We start from the raw sequence: 17,518 nt of genomic DNA on the forward strand, positions 1-17,518 counted from the left end.
CGACCAGCCGGTGGCGACGAAACCCGAGTCGGCGCCACCGGCTACCCCGGATGAGATTCCTGCGATTGAGCGCCCTGCGCTCAGGCCTTGCCGCGCAGGATCGCCTGCTTGACCTCTGCGATCGCCTGCGTCACCTGGATGCCGCGCGGGCATGCCTCCGAGCAGTTGAAGGTCGTCCGGCAGCGCCAGACGCCTTCCCGGTCGTTCAGGATGTCGAGGCGCACGGCCGCGTTCTCGTCGCGCGAGTCGAAGATGAAGCGGTGGGCGTTCACGATCGCGGCCGGGCCGAAGTACTGCCCGTCCGTCCAGAACACCGGGCAGCTCGAGGTGCACGCGGCGCAGAGGATGCACTTCGTGGTGTCGTCGAAACGCTCGCGCTGGGCGACCGTCTGGATGCGCTCCTTGCCGCCGACAGGCGCGGTGTTCGAAACCAGGAACGGCTGCACGGCCCGGAACGACTCGAAGAACGGCTCCATGTCGACGATGAGGTCCTTCTCGAGCGGCAGGCCCTTGATCGCCTCCACGTAGACCGGCTTGGTGATGTCGAGGTCCTTGATCAGCGTCTTGCAGGCCAGGCGGTTACGGCCGTTGATGCGCATCGCATCCGAGCCGCAGATGCCGTGCGCGCACGAGCGCCGGAACGACAGCGAACCATCCTGCTCCCACTTGATCTTGTGCAGCGCGTCGAGCACCCGGTCGGTCGGGTACATCTGCACGTCGAAGTCTTCCCAGTGCGGCTCGTCGTCGACCTCCGGGTTGAAGCGCCGGATGATGAGCGTGACGGTGAAGGACTGAATCTCCTCGGGCACGACCGGGGCGTCTGCGAATGCGGTGCTCACTCAGTACTTCCTTTCCATCGGCTGGTAGCGCGTGATCGTGACTGGCTTCCAGTCCAGCGCAATGTGGTCTGCGGCATCCGCTGAGAGCGGGTCGCCGGTGAGGTACGCCATCGTGTGCACGAGGTAGTTCACGTCGTCGCGCAGAGGGTAGTCGTCGCGCATGTGGCCGCCGCGGCTTTCCTTGCGGTTGCGGGCGGAATAGACGACGACCTCGGCGAGGTCGAGCAGGAAGCCGAGTTCGACGGCCTCGAGCAGGTCGGTGTTGAACCGGCGGCCCTTGTCCTGCACGCCGATGTTCTTGTACCGGTTGCGCAGCGAGTGGATCACCTCGGTGACCTCGGAGAGCGACTCGTCGGTGCGGAACACCTGCGCCTTCGCGTCCATGGTCTCCTGCAGTTCCTTCCGCAGCACGGCGATGCGCTCGGTTCCCGTCGACGAGCGGATGCCCTCGAGCAGGTCGCGCACCGTCTTCGCCGGGTCGTCGGGCAGCGGGGTGAACTCAGCGGTCTTCACGTAGGCGACGGCGTTGTTGCCCGCGCGCTTGCCGAAGACGTTGATGTCCAGGAGCGAGTTCGTGCCGAGGCGGTTCGAGCCGTGCACGGAGACGCACGCGCACTCGCCCGCGGCGTAGAGGCCGGGGACGACGGTGGTGTTGTTGCGCAGCACCTCGGCGTTGACGTTGGTCGGGATGCCGCCCATGGCGTAGTGCGCCGTCGGCATCACGGGCACCGGTTCGGTCACCGGGTCGACGCCGAGGTAGGTGCGGGCGAACTCGGTGATGTCGGGCAGCTTGGTCTCGAGTACCTCTGCGCCCAGGTGGGTGCAGTCCAGGTACAGGTAGTCCTTGTTCGGTCCGGCGCCGCGGCCTTCCGCGACCTCCTTGACCATGCAGCGCGCGATGATGTCGCGCGGGGCGAGGTCCTTGATCGTCGGGGCGTACCGCTCCATGAAGCGCTCGCCGGAGGCGTTGCGCAGGATCGCACCCTCACCGCGGGCTCCCTCGGTGAGGAGGATGCCGAGGCCGGCGAGGCCGGTCGGGTGGAACTGGAAGAACTCCATGTCCTCGAGGGGGAGTCCCTGGCGCCAGATGATGCCGACGCCGTCACCCGTGAGGGTGTGCGCGTTCGAGGTGGTCTTGTAGATCTTGCCGAAGCCGCCGGTCGCGAAGATGAACGCCTTGCCCTGGAAGACGTGCAGTTCGCCGCTCGACAGGTCGAGGGCGACCACGGCGGACGGCTGGTCGACGCCGTCGACCGGGGTCATCACGAGGTCGAGCACGTAGTACTCGTTGAAGAAGTTGATGCCGCGCTTGACGCAGTTCTGGTACAGGGTCTGCAGGATCATGTGGCCGGTGCGGTCGGCGGCGTAGCAGGCCCGGCGCACGGGCGCCTTGCCGTGGTCGCTCGTGTGGCCGCCGAAGCGGCGCTGGTCGATCTTGCCCTCCGGGGTGCGGTTGAAGGGCAGGCCCATGTTCTCGAGGTCGATGACCGCGTCGATGGCCTCCTTCGCGAGGATCTCCGCCGCGTCCTGGTCGACGAGGTAGTCGCCGCCCTTGACGGTGTCGAAGGTGTGCCACTCCCAGTTGTCTTCCTCGACGTTGGCGAGGGCCGCGGCCATGCCGCCCTGGGCGGCTCCCGTGTGTGAGCGGGTCGGGTAGAGCTTGGAGATGACCGCGGTGCTGGCTCCTGGGCCGGCCTCGATGGCCGCGCGCATCCCTGCGCCGCCGGCTCCCACGATCACGATGTCGAACTTGTGGTAGTGCACTCCGTCGATCACGGTGGACTCGGTCGGTGCGGTGTTTGATGCATCCGTCATGTGCTGGTGTGAGCTCCTAGATGGCCGGGCAGAACTTGGGCAGAAGGTCGGCGGGCGAACCGGCCGGGCAGGGGTCGAAGGTGAAGACCACGAGGGTGCCGAGCACGATCAGGATCACGACGGCTGCGAGGATGGCCCACTTGAAGATGCCGCGGGTGACCCGCTGGGTTGCGTAGTCGTTCACGATCGTGCGCATGCCGTTGCCGCCGTGGATCAGGGCGAGCCAGAGCATGGCCACGTCCCACCACTGCCAGAACGGGCTCGCGAGCTTGCCGGCGACGAAGCCGAAGTTGAGGGCGTCGACGCCCTTGCCGATCATCAGGTTCACGAAGAGGTGGCCGAAGATGAGCACGATGAGCACGACGCCGGAGCCGCGCATGTAGATCCAGCCCCATTTTTCCCAGTTCGTGCCGCGCTTTCCGGTCGGGCGGGCGTATGGGCTCCTGGGGGAGTCAAGTGTGGTTGCCATGGCTGCTCCTCCTAGTGGCTGAAGACGTTCATGAGGTGACGCGGGGCGAAGCCCAGCATCGTGACGACCCAGAGGCCGATCACGACGTAGAACATGACCTTCTGGTATTTCGCGCTCCAGAAGTCGATCAGGATGATCCGGATCCCGTTGAACGCGTGGAACACGATCGCGCCGACGAGTGCGACCTCACCGAGCCCCATCAGCGGCGTCTGGTAGGTCGAGATGACCGCGTTGTATGCCTCCGGGCTCACGCGCACGAGCGCCGTGTCCAGAATGTGGACCAGCAGAAAGAAGAAGATCGCAACACCGGTGATCCGGTGGAGGACCCACGACCACATGCCTTCGCGGCCCCGGTACAGGGTTCCTGCGGGGCGGCGTGAGGTGGTCTTCTGCTGGGATGTCAATGTCCGTGCCGATTCCTGAGGCATGACCAACCTTCCCTGGCTGAATGAGCGGCCTCGAATGATCAGGCCGGCACTGCGCTGGTGCGCGTGCAACCATCATAAGTGTCTCTAGGCCGAGATATTATCCGCGAGGCCCGTCAGCGCTGCATCGAGAGGGGAACGGCCGTCATCACGCGGATGGCGGCGCGTTCGTCGATGACTTTGTCGTAGTAACCGACAAGGGTTTCGCAGACGCTTTCCCACGAACGGCCGAGCACCGCCCTCCTGCCGGACTCGCCCATCCGCAACCGGAGGGGCGCATCCTCGACGAGGCGCGTCACGCAACGCCGCAGGTCGCGTTCGTCGTCGGGAACGAAGAGGAAACCGTTGTCGCCGTGCGCGACGAGGTCGATCGGGCCGCCGGCGTGCGGTGCGACGACGGGGAGCCCTGCCGCGTGCGCCTCCTGGATCGTCTGGCCGAAGGTCTCCTCCGTCCCGGCGTGCACGAATACGTCGAAGGCCGCGTACGCGTCGGAGAGCGCCGGTCCGGAGAGCCGGCCGAGCCACGTCACCGGCACGCCGGCGAGTTCGCGCTGGATGAGCGGCACGGAGGGCCCGTCACCGACGAGTGCGACACGGATGCCCGGCAGGCCCCTGAGCGCTCTGAGTCGTTCCACCTGCTTCTCCGGCGCCATCCTGCCGACGTAGCCGATCACGACCTCACCGTTCGGGGACAGGCGTTCGCGGAGCGCGGCGACGGCCGGTTCGCTCCGGCGGTTCGGGTGGTATCCGATGAGGTCGACGCCGCGCGTCCAGCGGGCGAGCCGGCGTACGCCCACCCGTTCGAGGTCCGCCATCGAGGCGGAGGAGGGCACCAGGGTGAGGTCGGCGCCGTCGTGGATCCACTTGACGAGGCGCCACGCGACCTTCGTCGCCTGGCCGAGCCGGTTGCGCCTGGCGTACCCGGCGACATCCGTCTGGAAGATCGCGACGCTCGGGATGTCGAGGCGGTTCGCCGACGCGATGCCCTGCGCGCCGAGGAGGAACGGGGAGGCCGCGTGCACGACGTCCGGCCCGAAGTCGGAGAGGAGGCGCTGCACGTGCGGGCTCGGCATCCCCACCGGGAACTGGCGGTAGGAGACGGCGGGGACGCTGAAGACCGGGAAGCCGGCGTATTCGGAAGGAGCACCGGCGGGGGCGATCACGATCGCCTCGTGCCCGGTTCGCCGCAGGTGCTCGAGCACCTTGCAGACGCTCGTGGTGACCCCACTGACCGTGGGGAGGAAACTCTCACTGACGACGGCAACCCGCATGTTTCGAGCGTATGCAGCCGTCGAAACAAGCATGTGAATACCCGGAACCACTGCGTGAATACCCGGTGAACAGCGGCTGTGCGGCCTGTAGTCTGGCCGAATGACCCAGGCACCTGACCCACTCGAGCGCTTCTACAGCGTGATCCCCGCCGGCGGAATCGGATCCCGCCTGTGGCCGCTGTCCCGAGCGGACGCCCCGAAGTTCCTGCACGACCTCACCGGGTCCGGCCAGACCCTGCTCAGGGACACCTGGGACCGGCTGGCCCCGCTCGCCGGCGACCAGCGCATCATGGTCGTCACGGGACGTGCGCACCGCGCCGCCGTCGAGGCGCAGCTGCCGGAGCTCGCCGACCTCAATGTCGTCCTCGAGAGCGAGCCGCGCGAGTCGACGGCTGCCATCGGCCTCGCAGCAGCCATCCTGCAGAAACGTGAACCCGGCGTCATCATCGGGTCCTTCGCGGCCGACCACGTTATCAAGGGCGCCGTCCTGTTCCGCCAGACCATCGTCGAGGCCGTCGCGGCAGCGGATGCCGGGTACATCGTCGCGATCGGCATCCGTCCGACGGAGCCCGCGATCGGTTTCGGCTACATCAAGACCGCCGCGCCGCTCGAGATCCCCGGAGCCCCGAACGCGCAGTCCGTCGACTCCTTCGTCGAGAAGCCCGACCTCGCAACGGCGGAAGCCTATGTCGCGAGCGGCCACTACCTCTGGAACGCGGGCATGTTCATCGCCCGCGCCGACCGCCTGCTCGAAGAGATCGGTGCGGCGGAGCCCGATCTGCTCGCCGGGCTCCTCGAACTCGCCGACGCGTGGGACACCCCGCGCCGCGGCGCCGTCGTCGACAGGGTGTGGCCGAAGATCAAGAAGATCGCCATCGACTACACCGTCGCGGAGCCGGTCGCGGCCCGTGGCCAGCTCGCGGTCATCCCCGGCCAGTTCGACTGGGACGACGTCGGCGACTTCGCCTCGATCGCCAAGATCCACGCCAACGGGCGCAAGCGCGACCTGGCGATCCTCGGCGAGGGCGCACGCGTGCTCGCAGACTCCTCGAGCGGAATCGTCGTGAGCCACACCGGACGGATGATCGCGCTGATCGGCGTCGAGGACATCGTCGTGATCGACACCCCGGACGCGCTGCTCGTGACGACGAGCGCGAATGCGCAGAAAGTCAAGGCCGTCGTCGACGCCCTGAAGCTCTCCGGAAGCAGCGACGTGCTGTAGCGAGGCACCCGAAATCGTTTGTGCCGGTCGCCTCCGCATTACGCACGGAATTGTTTCGCGCAGGTAGCGGCTTGATAACGCTTAGCGCACCTATCGAGTTTGCTCAACTGAGCAGTGAAACATTGGGTAACCTGATTGCACACAGCCCCGTCGAACCCGCGCCGGGCCAGCAATGGAGGTCATCTTGACAATCACCAAACGAAGGGCCGTTTTTAGCGGACTCGCCACCTTGGGCGCAGTAGCCCTGCTCGCCGGTTGTGCGGCGGCGCCGAGCACCGGCGGCGCCACGTCGACCGCGGCTGTCACCAACTTCACCCCCTGCATCGTTTCCGACGCCGGCGGCTTCGACGACAAGTCCTTCAACCAGTCCAGCTTCGACGGCATGACCCAGGCGGCGGATGCCCTCGGCGTCAAGTTCAAGCAGGCGGAGTCCAAGACGACCGACCAGTACGCGGGCAACGTCAGCAGCATGGTCGACCAGAACTGCAACTTCATCCTCACGGTCGGCTTCGCACTCGCGAACACGACCCGTGACGCGGCCAAGGCCAGCCCCACGACCGATTTCGCGATCATCGACTCCGCACTGTCGAATGACGACTTCAGCCCCCTTGCCCTCGACAACGTCAAGCCGGTGCTCTACGACACCGCCCAGGCGGCCTTCCTCGCCGGCTACCTCGCGGCAGGCACCTCCAAGACCGGCATCGTCGGCACGTATGGTGGCAAGCAGTTCCCGTCCGTGACGATCTTCATGGACGGCTTCGCCGACGGCGTCACGTACTACAACACCCAGAAGTCGAAGTCCGTCAAGCTCCTCGGCTGGGACAAGGCCGCCCAGGCCGGAACCTTCGCCGGCAGCTTCGATGACATCAACCAGGGCAAGGCGCTCAGCACCAACCTGATCGACCAGGGCGCCGACATCATCCTTCCGGTTGCCGGACCGCTCTTCCAGGGCACCGCGCAGGCCATTCAGGACTCCGGCAAGGACGTTGCCATCGTCGGCGTCGACAGCGACCTCTACGAGACCGCACCGGCCACGAAGGCGCTCTACCTCACCTCGATCATGAAGCAGATGGCCGACGCCACCAAGAAGATCGTCACTGACGCGGCCGCTGGAGACTTCAGCGCGACCCCGTACATCGGCACCCTCGACAACAAGGGCGTCGACATCGCACCCCTGCACGACTGGGAGTCCAAGGTCGACCCCGCACTCGTGAAGGAGGTCGACGCGATCAAGGCCGACATCATCAGCGGCAAGCTCACGGTCACGTCGCCGTCCACCCCCAAGTAACCCACCGGGCAGTACCATCGCGGGGAGGCCAGCGAGAGCTGGCCTCCCCGCGTGCTTTAACCCCCGGCAGCCGACCCTCCGGTCGGCGGCTCAATAGAATCGGGAAGTATGAAGCTCGAACTTCGCGGCATTACGAAGAGATTCGGTGCCCTGGTCGCCAATGACCACATCAACCTCACTGTCGAGGCCGGCGAGATCCACGCGCTGCTCGGCGAGAACGGCGCAGGGAAGTCCACCCTGATGAACGTGCTCTACGGCCTCTACCGGGCCGAAGAAGGCGAGATCCTGCTCGACGACGTCGTCCAGCACTTCGCAGGACCCGGCGACGCCATGGCGGCGGGCATCGGCATGGTGCACCAGCACTTCATGCTCATCCCCGTCTTCACCGTCGCGGAGAACGTCATGCTCGGCCACGAAGAGACCGGGTTCGGCGGCCACCTCGACCTCCCGGCCGCCCGCCGCCGGGTGACGGAGATCTCGGCCAGGTTCGGATTCGATGTCGACCCCGACGCCCTCGTCGAAGACCTCCCCGTCGGTGTGCAGCAGCGGGTCGAGATCATCAAGGCGCTCTCCCGCGATGCCCGCGTGCTCGTCTTCGACGAGCCGACCGCCGTGCTCACCCCGCAGGAGACCGACGAGCTGATGGGCATCATGCGCCAGCTGCGCGACTCCGGCACCTCGATCGTCTTCATCACCCACAAACTGCGGGAGGTGCGCGCCGTCGCCGACCGGATCACCGTCATCCGCCTCGGTGCCGTCGTCGGCGAGGCCTCCCCGACCGCGAGCAACGAGGAACTCGCCACGATGATGGTCGGCCGCGCCGTCGACCTCACCGTGGACAAGTCCCCTGCCGAACCGGGCGCACCCGCCCTGGTCGTCAGCGACCTCACCGTGCTCGACCCGCACGGTCAGGTGCTCGTCAACTCCGTGAGCTTCACCGTGCACGCCGGAGAGATCCTCGCGATCGCCGGAGTGCAGGGAAACGGGCAGACCGAGCTGACCGAGGCCCTGATGGGCCTGCAGCCGCGGGTCTCCGGCGAGATCACCCTCGACGGCTCCTCGCTCCGCGGCCACACGGTCCGCAAGATCCTCGACGCCGGTGTCGGGTTCGTGCCGGAAGACCGTACCGAGGACGGCCTCGTGAGCGAATTCACGATCGCCGAGAACCTCATGCTCGACCGGTCGCACCAGCCGCCGTTCGTCAAACGCTTCAACGTACAGCTGTCCTTCCTCGCGAAGTTCGCCGAGGACAAGGTCAAGGAATTCGACGTGCGCTCCCAGGGCATCGACACCCTCGTCGGCCGCCTCTCCGGCGGCAACCAGCAGAAGGTCGTGCTCGCCCGTGAGCTCAGCCGGGAGCTGCGGCTGTTCATCGCCGCCCAGCCGACCCGCGGCCTCGACGTGGGGTCGATCGAATTCGTGCACGAGCGCATCATCGCCACCCGGGATGCCGGCACCCCGGTCATCGTGATCTCGACCGAACTCGACGAGGTCGCCGCCCTCGCCGACCGGATCCTGGTGATGTTCCGCGGCCGCGTCGTGGGCATCGTCCCCGGCGACACCCCCCGAGCCGTACTGGGGCTGATGATGGCCGGCGAAACGCCGACCGAAGAAGGAGCGGCAGCATGAGCGAGACCCTGCAGACCCCGCCGGTTTCCAGCGGGAAGCCGGCCCAGCCTGGACAGCCGGACCAGCCGGACCAGCCCGGCCGTGTCTATCAGATCTTCCGCGAGATCACGACGGGGAATGCGATCATCTCCGTGCTCGCCGTCCTCCTCGCCCTCCTCGTCGGAGCGATCCTGATCGCCTTCACCAACGAGGACGTCCAGAAGGCGTCGGTCTACTTCTTCTCCCGACCGGGCGACACCGTCGTGGCGGCCTGGAATTCCGTCTCCGGCGCATACTCCGCCCTGTTCCAGGGCTCGGTCTACAACTTCCGCAAGCCGGACTTCGCCTCGGGAATCAAGCCGCTCACCGAGACACTCACCTTCGCGACCCCGCTGATCGCGGCAGGCCTCGGCGTCGCGCTCGGCTTCCGGGTCGGCCTGTTCAACATCGGCGGTCGCGGCCAGATGCTCATCGCGGCCGCGCTCGGCGGCTGGGTGGCCTTCGCGCTCGACCTGCCCGCCGGCATCCACCTCGTCGTCGCCCTCGTCGTCGGTGTCGCCGGCGGCGCGCTCTGGGGCGGGCTCGTCGGCCTGCTCAAGGCCCGCACGGGGGCGCACGAGGTGATCACGACGATCATGCTCAACTACGTCGCCTACTACCTCGTCAGCTACCTGCTGCGCGACGGCTTCCTGAAGACGCCGGGGTCCAACAACCCGCAGAGCCCCGCGAGCAAGCCGACTGCAGTGTTCCCCGACCTGCTCGGCCCGACCTACAACCTGCACCTCGGCTTCATCCTCGTGATCATCGCGACGATCTTCACCTGGTGGCTGCTGTCGCGCTCGAACCTCGGCTTCCAGTTCCGCGCCGTCGGGCTCAACCCGCACGCGGCCCGGGTCGCCGGCATCAGCGTCGACCGGATGTACGTCTACGCGATGCTGCTCTCCGGCGGCCTCGTCGGCCTCGCCGGCATCAACCAGGTGCTCGGCACCTCGACGAGCGGTTTCGACGCCGGCATCGACTCCGGCATCGGCTTCGACGCGATCACCGTCGCGCTGCTCGGCCGCTCGCGCCCGTGGGGGGTCTTCGCGGCAGGCATCCTCTTCGGCGCGTTCAAGGCTGGCGGGTTCTCGATGCAGGCTGCAGAGGGCGTTCCGATCGACATCGTGTTGATCGTGCAGTCCCTGATCGTCCTGTTCATCGCGGCGCCGCCCCTCGTGCGCGCCATCTTCCGGCTGCCGACGCCGGGCCAGAAGACCCCCGGTGCGAAGACGCCCCGGAAACGCACCACGACACCCACGGAGGTGGTGGCCTCGTGAGCACCCCGACAACCGTTTCACCGGCCGGTTCCACCGGGCCGAGCGCATCCGTCGCCGACACCGGGCCCGACTTCGAGCAGATCAAGAGCTGGAAGACCCCGATCGCCCTCGCGATCTTCACCCTGCTCGGCTTCCTGCTCCTCGTCGTCTTCGGTCGTGACGGCGAGAGCACGATGCGCCTGTCGACGACGACCGACCTGATCCAGCTGCCGGACGTGGTCCTGCCGACCCGGCCGACCGGCGTCGTCGTCGTCGCCCTCCTGCTGCTGATCACGGCGGGGAGCGGCTGGCTCGTGCGCTCGAAGGCGAAGGTGCCGCTCTGGCTCGTCACCGTGTTCGCGGTGCTCCTGCTGGTGGGCTTCCTGGCCTGGGCATCCGCTGACCACACCATCCCGGTTCCCGGGCTGCTGTTCGGTTCGCTGAGCCTCGCCGTCCCGCTCATCTTCGGCGCGCTCGGCGGCGTCATCTCCGAGCGGGTCGGCGTGGTCAACGTCGCGATCGAGGGGCAGTTGCTCGCCGGGGCGTTCACCTCCGCGATGGTCGCCTCGATCACCCAGCAGCCGCTCCTTGGGCTCGTCGCGGCGATGGTCGCCGGTGTGCTCGTCTCCTTCGTGCTCGCCGCGTTCGCGATCAAGTACTTCGTCGATCAGGTCATCGTCGGCGTGGTGCTCAACGTGCTCGTCTCCGGGGTCACCGGCTTCCTGTTCTCCCAGCTGCTCGCCCCGAACGCCGCGACGCTCAACAGCCCGCCGCGGTTCGAGAACATCAACATCCCGCTGCTGAGCGAGATCCCGATCATCGGCCCGGTTTTCTTCCGGCAGACCCTGATCGTCTACATCATGTACGTGGCGGTCGCGTGCGTGTACTTCGGCCTCTTCCACACCAAGTGGGGCCTGCGCCTGCGTGCCGTCGGCGAGCATCCGCAGGCCGCGGACACCGTGGGCATCAATGTCGCCCGCACCCGGTTCTGGAACGTCTCGCTCGCCGGTGCGATCGCCGGTCTCGGCGGGGCGTACTTCACCCTCGGCTCCGTCGGCGCCTTCGGCAAGGAGATGACAGCGGGCGCCGGGTTCATCGCCCTCGCCGCCGTCATCTTCGGCCGCTGGGACCCGATCAGGGCCACCCTCGCCGCGCTGCTCTTCGGCTTCGCGAGCAACCTGCAGAACGTGCTCAGCATCATCGGCTCCCCGGTGCCGAGCGAGTTCATGCTGATGCTGCCCTACCTCGTCACGATCTTCGCCGTCGCCGGCCTCGTCGGCCAGTCACGGGGGCCGGCGGCCTCCGGAAAGCCGTACATCAAATCGTGAGCTCCCGAAAGAACGAACCGGCCCGAAAGAACGAACCGGCCCGGAAGGACGAGCCGGCCCGGAAGGACGAGCCGGCCCGGACGGACGAACCGGAGTCCGGCCACTCGACCCCCGTCATCGACTGGGCGCTCCTCCGCGACACCGCCACCGAGGCCATGCGCCTCGCGTACGCGCCGTACTCGAAGTTCCCGGTCGGCGCGGCGGCCCTCGTCGACGACGGCCGGGTGATCAGCGGATGCAACGTGGAGAACGCCTCATACGGCCTCACCCTCTGCGCGGAATGCGCCCTCGTCTCCGTGCTGCACCTCACCGGCGGCGGCCGGTTCCTCGCCTTCAGCTGCGTCGACGGCAACGGCAACCTGCTGATGCCGTGCGGCCGCTGCCGCCAGCTCCTCTACGAACACTCCGCACCCGGCATGCTGCTGGAAACAGTCTCGGGCCTCCGCACCATCGATCAGGTCCTGCCGGACGCCTTCGGGCCCCGCCAGCTCGCCGACTACCGGGAAGTACACCAGTGAACACCCAGACCCACCTCGAAGCCTTCGACGCCGTCGACCTGATTCGCACCAAGCGCGACCACGGCGAACTCGCCACCCCTCAGATCGACTGGCTGATCGACGCGTACACCCGCGGCTACGTCGGCGACGAGCAGATGGCCGCGATGACCATGGCAATCTTCCTGAACGGGATGACCCGCCGCGAGATCAAGGACCTCACCCTCGCCATGATCAACAGCGGCGAGCGGATGAGCTTCGCCGGCCTCGGCAAGCCGACGACCGACAAGCACTCCACCGGCGGCGTCGGTGACAAGATCACCCTCCCGCTGATGCCCCTCGTCGCGGTCTTCGGCGCGGCCGTTCCCCAGCTCTCCGGCCGCGGCCTCGGGCACACCGGCGGCACCCTCGACAAGCTCGAGTCGATCCCCGGCTGGCGCGCCCACCTCAGCAACGAGGAGATGTTCGCCCAGCTCCGCGATCACGGCGGCGTGATCTGTGCGGCCGGCGGCGGCCTCGCCCCTGCGGACGGCAAGCTCTACGCCCTCCGCGACATCACCGGAACCGTCGAGGCGATCCCGCTGATCGCCTCCTCGATCATGTCGAAGAAGATCGCGGAGGGCACGAGCGCGCTCGTCCTCGACGTGAAGTTCGGTTCCGGCGCCTTCCTGAAGGACATCGAGCTCTCCCGGGAACTCGCCCGCACGATGGTCGCGCTCGGCGAGGATGCCGGAGTGGCGACATCCGCCCTGCTCACCAACATGAACGTGCCGCTCGGCTTCGCGATCGGAAACGCGAACGAGGTCCGCGAATCGGTCGAGGTTCTCGCGGGCGGCGGGCCCGCAGACGTCGTCGAGCTCACGATCGCCCTCGCCACCGAAATGCTCAACCTCGCCGGAATCACGGGCGTCGACGTCGCCGCCGCACTCACCGACGGGCGGGCCATGGACAAGTGGCGCGAGGTCATCCGGGCCCAGGGCGGCGACCCGGATGCCGCGATGCCGGTCGCGCAGGAAACCCACGTCGTCACCGCCGACCGGGATGGCGTGCTCGTCGAGCAGCAGGCGCTGCCGTTCGGGATCGGCGCCTGGCGACTCGGTGCCGGCCGCGCCCGCAAACAGGACCCCGTGCAGCACGCTGCAGGGATCGACCTGCACGCCAAGCCGGGCGACACCGTGCGTGCCGGACAGCCGCTCTTCACCCTCAGCGCGGACGAGCCTGAGCGTTTCGCCAGGGCCCTCGAGGCCCTCGAGGGCGCATACCGGATCGGCGACCCCGGCGAGCCCGTCCTCGACGGCGGCCCCCTGATCGCCGAGCGCATCGGTCGGTGACCTTCGGTTTGTTGCCGATCACAATAAATTACGGGAGTTGACTCGGAGGAGGGCCCGGGGGAGGCCGGGGCCGGTAGATTGGTGAACGTGAATACGAGCCTTGAGGAATTCCTGCTGCCCGGTGGCGCGAGCATCAACGCGCTGCCCAAAATATCGCTGCACGACCACCTCGATGGGGGACTGCGTCCCCAGACGATCATCGAACTCGCCGACACCATCGGTCTCGACCTGCCGTCGACGGATGCCGCCGCGCTCGGCGCCTGGTTCGCCGACCAGTCCAACTCCGGCTCGCTCGTGGACTACCTCAAGACCTTCGATGTGACGACGGCCGTGATGCAGACCCGTGAGGGCCTCATCCGGGTCGCCCACGAATTCGTGCAGGACCTCGCCGTCGACGGCGTCATCTACGGCGAGATCCGCTGGGCACCCGAACAGCACCTCACCCGCGGCCTCACCCTCGACCAGGTCGTCGAGGCCGTGCAGGAAGGCATCGAGTCCGGCATCGACGAGGCGGCCGAATTCGGGTCCACCATCCGTATCGGCCAGCTCATCACCGCGATGCGCCACGCGAACCGCGGCCTCGAGATCGCCGAACTCGCCGTGCGCCACCGCGGCAACGGCGTCGTCGGCTTCGACATCGCCGGCGCGGAGCTCGGCTTCCCCGCCCGCAACCACCTCGCGGCCTTCGACTACCTCGCCAAGGAGTTCATGCCGGTCACGGTGCACGCCGGAGAGGCAGACGGGCTGGGCAGCATCCGTGGCGCCCTGTTCGACGGCCGCGCCCTGCGCCTCGGCCACGGCGTGCGCCTCGCCGAGGACATCGTCATCGGCCGCGAGGACGACGACAACACCTACGTCACCCTCGGCCCGGTTGCCCAGTGGGTCCGCGACCGCGAGATCGCCCTCGAACTGAGCCCGTCGTCCAACCTGCAGACCGGCGCGATCGCCGCGTGGGGCGACGACCTGCTCGACCACCCCTTCGACCTGCTCTACCAGCTCGGCTTCCGGGTCACGGTCAACACCGACAACCGGCTGATGAGCGACACGAGCCTGAGCCAGGAACTCGCGTTGCTCAGCGACGCCTTCGGCTACGACATCGACGACCTCGAGGTCTTCCAGCTCAGCGCCGCCCAGTCCGCATTCCTCCCGCTCGAAGAGCGCGAAGAACTCGCCGACGCCATCGTCGCGGGCTTCGAAGAGGCCTGAGAGCCCGCAGAACCCGACACGCAAACCCAGTGAAAGAACCTATGCAACTCCCAGACCTGCCTCTCACCGCCATCGCGATCGGCATCCATGTCCCGGACTGGCGCGCCGCCGTGACCGCGGCCGGCGACGGTCTCGTCCGCTCGGGGTCGACAGTGCCCGGCTACACGAAGCGGATGATCGACGTCATCGACGAGTTCGGCGCCTATGTCGTGATCGCCCCCGGCCTGGCCCTCGCCCACGCACGCCCGGGCCCCGACGTCATCGCCGAGGGCCTGAGCGTCGTGACGCTCGCGGAACCCGTCGCCTTCGGCCACCCGCACAACGACCCGGTCAGCGTGGTCCTCGGCCTCGCCGTGACGACCGGAGACGAGCACGTGCTGCTCGTCGCCGAACTTGCGAACCTCTTCAACGACCCGCGGGTCATCCCCTCGCTTGCGGCCGCGACGGATGCCGCCGGCATCCGTGCGCTGCTCGGCGTCACGGCACCCGCCCGAGAAGCCAGCGGGGTCCAGGAATGAAGATCGTCGCCCTGTGCGGGGTCGGCGTCGGTACCTCGGCGATCCTGAAGATGAACGCCGAACGTGCACTCGCGCGGCTCGACATCGAGGCGGAGGTGACGGCGACCGACGTGGCTTCCGTGCAGACCGTCGGCGCCGACGCCCAGGTGATCCTGACCTCGTCGGAGCTCGTGGCCCACATCGGCAAGACCAACGCGGACATCGTCGTGATCGACAACTATTTCGACCTCGACGAGCTCACAACCAAGCTCGAGGAAGCGCTCGGCTGAACCCGGTGCGATGACGTCGCGCGCAGGGTCCGGCGTTCCCGGCCCTACGCGATGAGTTCGCGCATGCCGCGCTCGAGCTCGGCGAGCACGGCGTTCGCGGCGACCTGGCGCTCCACGACGGTGCCGACGACGCTGCTCGTGTCGAGGTAGACCTTGAGCTTGGGTTCCGTTCCGCTCGGGCGCACCATCACCCGGGCGCCGCCGACGAGGCGGATCCGGAGCACGTCGCTCGGCGGCAGGCCGACGAAGCCGCCGGCGAGGTCGTCGATGTGGTCGACGCGGATCCGGCCGATGAACGCCGGCGGGTTCGACCGCAGCCGGTCCATCACCCGGGAGATCTCAGACAGGTCGGTGACGCGCACCGAGATCTGGCTCGACGAGAAGTGTCCGAAACGGCCGCTGAAGTGGTGCAGGTGGTCCGCGAGGGTGAAGCCCTCGTTCTTCAGGTCGCTCACGAGGGAGAGCAGCGCGAGGGCCGCCGAGATACCGTCCTTGTCGCGCACGGTCGTCGGGTTCACGAGGTAGCCGAGGGCTTCCTCGTAACCGAACACGAGACCCGGGGCGCGGGACACCCACTTGAATCCGGTGAGGGTCTCCTCGAAGCGCATGCCGTAGGCATCCGCCACGGCCTTCAACGCCGGCGACGAGACGATCGAGCAGGCCAGGGTGCCGCTGCGCGGGGCGGGGGCGGAGGCGTCCGCGTCGTCGTCGGTGACGGCGTCGTCGGCGACGGGGGCCAGTTCGGCCCGCTCAGCGGCCCGCCAGCCGAGGATGGCACCGACCTCGTTGCCGGTGAGTCGACGGTAGCCGCTCGCGGAGTCGGCGTCGGGGATCGCGATCGCGAGGCGGTCGGCGTCCGGGTCGTTCGCGATCACGAGTTCGGCGTTGACCTCGCGGGCGGTCGCAAAGGCGAGGTCGAGCGCGCCGGGCTCCTCCGGGTTCGGGAACGCCACGGTCGGGAACGTCGGGTCCGGCGCGATCTGCGCGTCGACAAGGGTCGGCAGGTCGTAACCCGCGGCTTCGAGCACGCGGCGGGTGGTGTCCCAGCCGACCCCGTGCATGGCCGTGTACACGGCGTTGACCTGGGCGCGCGGAGCGCCGACGCTCGCAGCGGTCTCGGCGATGTACGCCTGGACGACCGTCTCCTCCGCCGTCTCATAGACGCCGCGGACCAGGTCGGGGATGGTCGCGTGCGTGGCCACCCGGTGGATCTCCGCCGCGATGAACGCGTCGTCGGGTGAGACGATCTGGGACCCGTTGTTCGCGCCGCCGAGGTAGACCTTGTAGCCGTTGTCGGCCGCGGGGTTGTGCGAGGCCGTGACCATGACGCCGGCGCTCGCGTCGAGGTGGCGCACGGCGAAGGCGAGGACGGGCGTCGGCAGCAGGCGGGGGAGCAGGATCGCGCGGACCCCGGCGCCGGCCATGATCGCCGCGCTGTCCGTCGCGAAGACCTGGGAGTTCTTGCGACCGTCGTAGCCGATCACGACGGAGGGGGTCTGGCCGGGGAGGGCGGTTCCGATCAGGAATGCGGCGAGGCCGGCTGCGGCCTGGGACACGAGGACGCGGTTCATCCGGTTGGAGCCGGCGCCGATCGCGCCGCGGAGCCCGGCGGTTCCGAAGGCGAGGCGCTCGTCGAAGCGGGCGTGCAGCTCGGTGATGGCGGCCTGGTCTGCGGACTGTGCCCCGCGGAGCAGGGCGCGCAGTTCGGCCTGGGTCTCGGCGTCGGGGTCCTGGGCGAGCCAGGCGGTGGCCGCGGCGATCGTGGCATCGTCGTCGGGGGCCGGTGCCGGTGCGGCCGATGAACCCGCCCGTGCGGCGTGGACGAGTGCTGTCGGAACGAAGTCCGTCGCGACCGTGGCGTCCATCTCGGTCGTGACGGGGGTCGGCTCGTCCCGGGCGGATGCCGGGTGGGCGATCACGGGGGGAGCGGTCGGTTCCGATTCGGGTTCCGGGTGCTCTGCGGTAGCCGGTGCTGCCGGTGTTCCCTGGGCGGCCTCGTGCGCTACGGCGGGGGCAGCGGCGAGGGCGGTTTCCGCGCCGGCGGGAGCGGTGAAGGCGGCGGGAGCCGGGGCGTTGACGGGGGGTGCTGCCGGCAACGGAACGTCGACGATGTCGAGCGCGAGGGTCGCCGGCAGGACGG

16 protein-coding genes are annotated in these 17,518 nt (G+C 68.2%); 10 read left to right on the forward strand and 6 right to left on the reverse strand.

The genetic code is table 11. The features are described from left to right. Positions 1-80 precede the first annotated feature (80 nt). From E3O44_RS18840 to E3O44_RS18860, 5 genes are all read right to left on the reverse strand, one after another. Positions 81-839 carry a succinate dehydrogenase iron-sulfur subunit gene (locus tag E3O44_RS18840; RefSeq protein WP_134449415.1) on the reverse strand — a complete coding sequence of 253 codons (759 nt, stop codon included), beginning with the start codon at positions 837-839 and terminating at the stop codon, positions 81-83. After that, entirely contained in the window at positions 840-2,654 is a 1,815-nt protein-coding gene (sdhA, locus tag E3O44_RS18845; protein ID WP_134536702.1) for a succinate dehydrogenase flavoprotein subunit, read from the reverse strand. A 16-nt stretch (positions 2,655-2,670) separates the two neighbouring features. Continuing rightward, positions 2,671-3,123 (reverse strand): succinate dehydrogenase hydrophobic membrane anchor subunit, encoded by a 453-nt coding sequence (locus E3O44_RS18850; protein WP_134449413.1) that lies wholly within the window; start codon positions 3,121-3,123, stop codon positions 2,671-2,673. Positions 3,124-3,134: 11 nt separating this feature from the next. After that, complete coding sequence (sdhC, locus tag E3O44_RS18855; RefSeq protein WP_134536704.1) at positions 3,135-3,551, reverse strand: succinate dehydrogenase, cytochrome b556 subunit; 417 nt, start codon at positions 3,549-3,551, stop codon at positions 3,135-3,137. A 113-nt stretch (positions 3,552-3,664) separates the two neighbouring features. Beyond that, complete coding sequence (locus E3O44_RS18860) at positions 3,665-4,819, reverse strand: glycosyltransferase family 4 protein (RefSeq protein ID WP_134536706.1); 1,155 nt, start codon at positions 4,817-4,819, stop codon at positions 3,665-3,667. A 100-nt stretch (positions 4,820-4,919) separates the two neighbouring features. On the opposite strand from E3O44_RS18860, the gene E3O44_RS18865 reads away from it, so the two are divergent. The 10 genes from E3O44_RS18865 to E3O44_RS18910 all read left to right on the forward strand — a co-directional run bounded on the left by E3O44_RS18865 (position 4,920) and on the right by E3O44_RS18910 (position 15,378). Continuing rightward, positions 4,920-6,041, forward strand: a complete 1,122-nt coding sequence (locus E3O44_RS18865; RefSeq protein WP_134536708.1) for a mannose-1-phosphate guanylyltransferase — start codon at positions 4,920-4,922, stop codon at positions 6,039-6,041. A 184-nt stretch (positions 6,042-6,225) separates the two neighbouring features. Then, a complete protein-coding gene (locus tag E3O44_RS18870; RefSeq protein WP_134536710.1) occupies positions 6,226-7,329 on the forward strand; it encodes a BMP family lipoprotein in 1,104 nt (367 codons plus the stop codon). A 108-nt stretch (positions 7,330-7,437) separates the two neighbouring features. Beyond that, a complete protein-coding gene (locus tag E3O44_RS18875; protein WP_134536712.1) occupies positions 7,438-8,958 on the forward strand; it encodes an ABC transporter ATP-binding protein in 1,521 nt (506 codons plus the stop codon). Further along, positions 8,955-10,253, forward strand: coding sequence for an ABC transporter permease (locus E3O44_RS18880; protein ID WP_134536714.1), 1,299 nt, complete (start codon positions 8,955-8,957; stop codon positions 10,251-10,253). The genes E3O44_RS18875 and E3O44_RS18880 overlap by 4 nt, the downstream gene beginning before the upstream one ends. Before the next feature lie 80 nt (positions 10,254-10,333). Continuing rightward, the gene (locus E3O44_RS18885; protein WP_241976444.1) at positions 10,334-11,560 is read left to right on the forward strand and encodes an ABC transporter permease; all 1,227 of its coding nucleotides are present in this window, start codon (positions 10,334-10,336) and stop codon (positions 11,558-11,560) included. Next, positions 11,557-12,078, forward strand: a complete 522-nt coding sequence (locus tag E3O44_RS18890; protein WP_134536716.1) for a cytidine deaminase — start codon at positions 11,557-11,559, stop codon at positions 12,076-12,078. Before E3O44_RS18885 ends, E3O44_RS18890 begins: the two co-directional genes overlap by 4 nt. Further along, a complete protein-coding gene (locus E3O44_RS18895) occupies positions 12,075-13,385 on the forward strand; it encodes a thymidine phosphorylase (protein ID WP_134536717.1) in 1,311 nt (436 codons plus the stop codon). Before E3O44_RS18890 ends, E3O44_RS18895 begins: the two co-directional genes overlap by 4 nt. An 87-nt stretch (positions 13,386-13,472) precedes the next feature. Then, positions 13,473-14,591, forward strand: a complete 1,119-nt coding sequence (locus tag E3O44_RS18900; RefSeq protein WP_174775107.1) for an adenosine deaminase — start codon at positions 13,473-13,475, stop codon at positions 14,589-14,591. 41 nt (positions 14,592-14,632) lie between these two features. Next, positions 14,633-15,109 carry a PTS sugar transporter subunit IIA gene (locus tag E3O44_RS18905; protein WP_134536721.1) on the forward strand — a complete coding sequence of 159 codons (477 nt, stop codon included), beginning with the start codon at positions 14,633-14,635 and terminating at the stop codon, positions 15,107-15,109. Then, complete coding sequence (locus E3O44_RS18910; RefSeq protein ID WP_134536723.1) at positions 15,106-15,378, forward strand: PTS sugar transporter subunit IIB; 273 nt, start codon at positions 15,106-15,108, stop codon at positions 15,376-15,378. Before E3O44_RS18905 ends, E3O44_RS18910 begins: the two co-directional genes overlap by 4 nt. A gap of 44 nt (positions 15,379-15,422) precedes the next feature. On the opposite strand, the gene E3O44_RS18915 is transcribed toward E3O44_RS18910, so the two are convergent. Next, entirely contained in the window at positions 15,423-17,138 is a 1,716-nt protein-coding gene (locus E3O44_RS18915; protein WP_241976446.1) for a phospho-sugar mutase, read from the reverse strand. Between the last annotated feature and the right edge of the window lie 380 nt (positions 17,139-17,518).

It is taken from the genome of Cryobacterium algoricola (assembly GCF_004402485.1).
GTDB lineage: Bacteria > Actinomycetota > Actinomycetes > Actinomycetales > Microbacteriaceae > Cryobacterium > Cryobacterium algoricola.

Coding starts and splice junctions, on each gene's coding strand:
- sdhA (WP_134536702.1), bottom strand. CDS start 2,654: ATGACGGATGCATCAAACACCGCACCGACCGAGTCCACCGTGATCGAC.
- E3O44_RS18850 (WP_134449413.1), bottom strand. CDS start 3,123: ATGGCAACCACACTTGACTCCCCCAGGAGCCCATACGCCCGCCCGACC.
- sdhC (WP_134536704.1), bottom strand. CDS start 3,551: ATGCCTCAGGAATCGGCACGGACATTGACATCCCAGCAGAAGACCACC.
- E3O44_RS18860 (WP_134536706.1), bottom strand. CDS start 4,819: ATGCGGGTTGCCGTCGTCAGTGAGAGTTTCCTCCCCACGGTCAGTGGG.
- E3O44_RS18865 (WP_134536708.1), top strand. CDS start 4,920: ATGACCCAGGCACCTGACCCACTCGAGCGCTTCTACAGCGTGATCCCC.
- E3O44_RS18875 (WP_134536712.1), top strand. CDS start 7,438: ATGAAGCTCGAACTTCGCGGCATTACGAAGAGATTCGGTGCCCTGGTC.
- E3O44_RS18880 (WP_134536714.1), top strand. CDS start 8,955: ATGAGCGAGACCCTGCAGACCCCGCCGGTTTCCAGCGGGAAGCCGGCC.
- E3O44_RS18905 (WP_134536721.1), top strand. CDS start 14,633: ATGCAACTCCCAGACCTGCCTCTCACCGCCATCGCGATCGGCATCCAT.
- E3O44_RS18910 (WP_134536723.1), top strand. CDS start 15,106: ATGAAGATCGTCGCCCTGTGCGGGGTCGGCGTCGGTACCTCGGCGATC.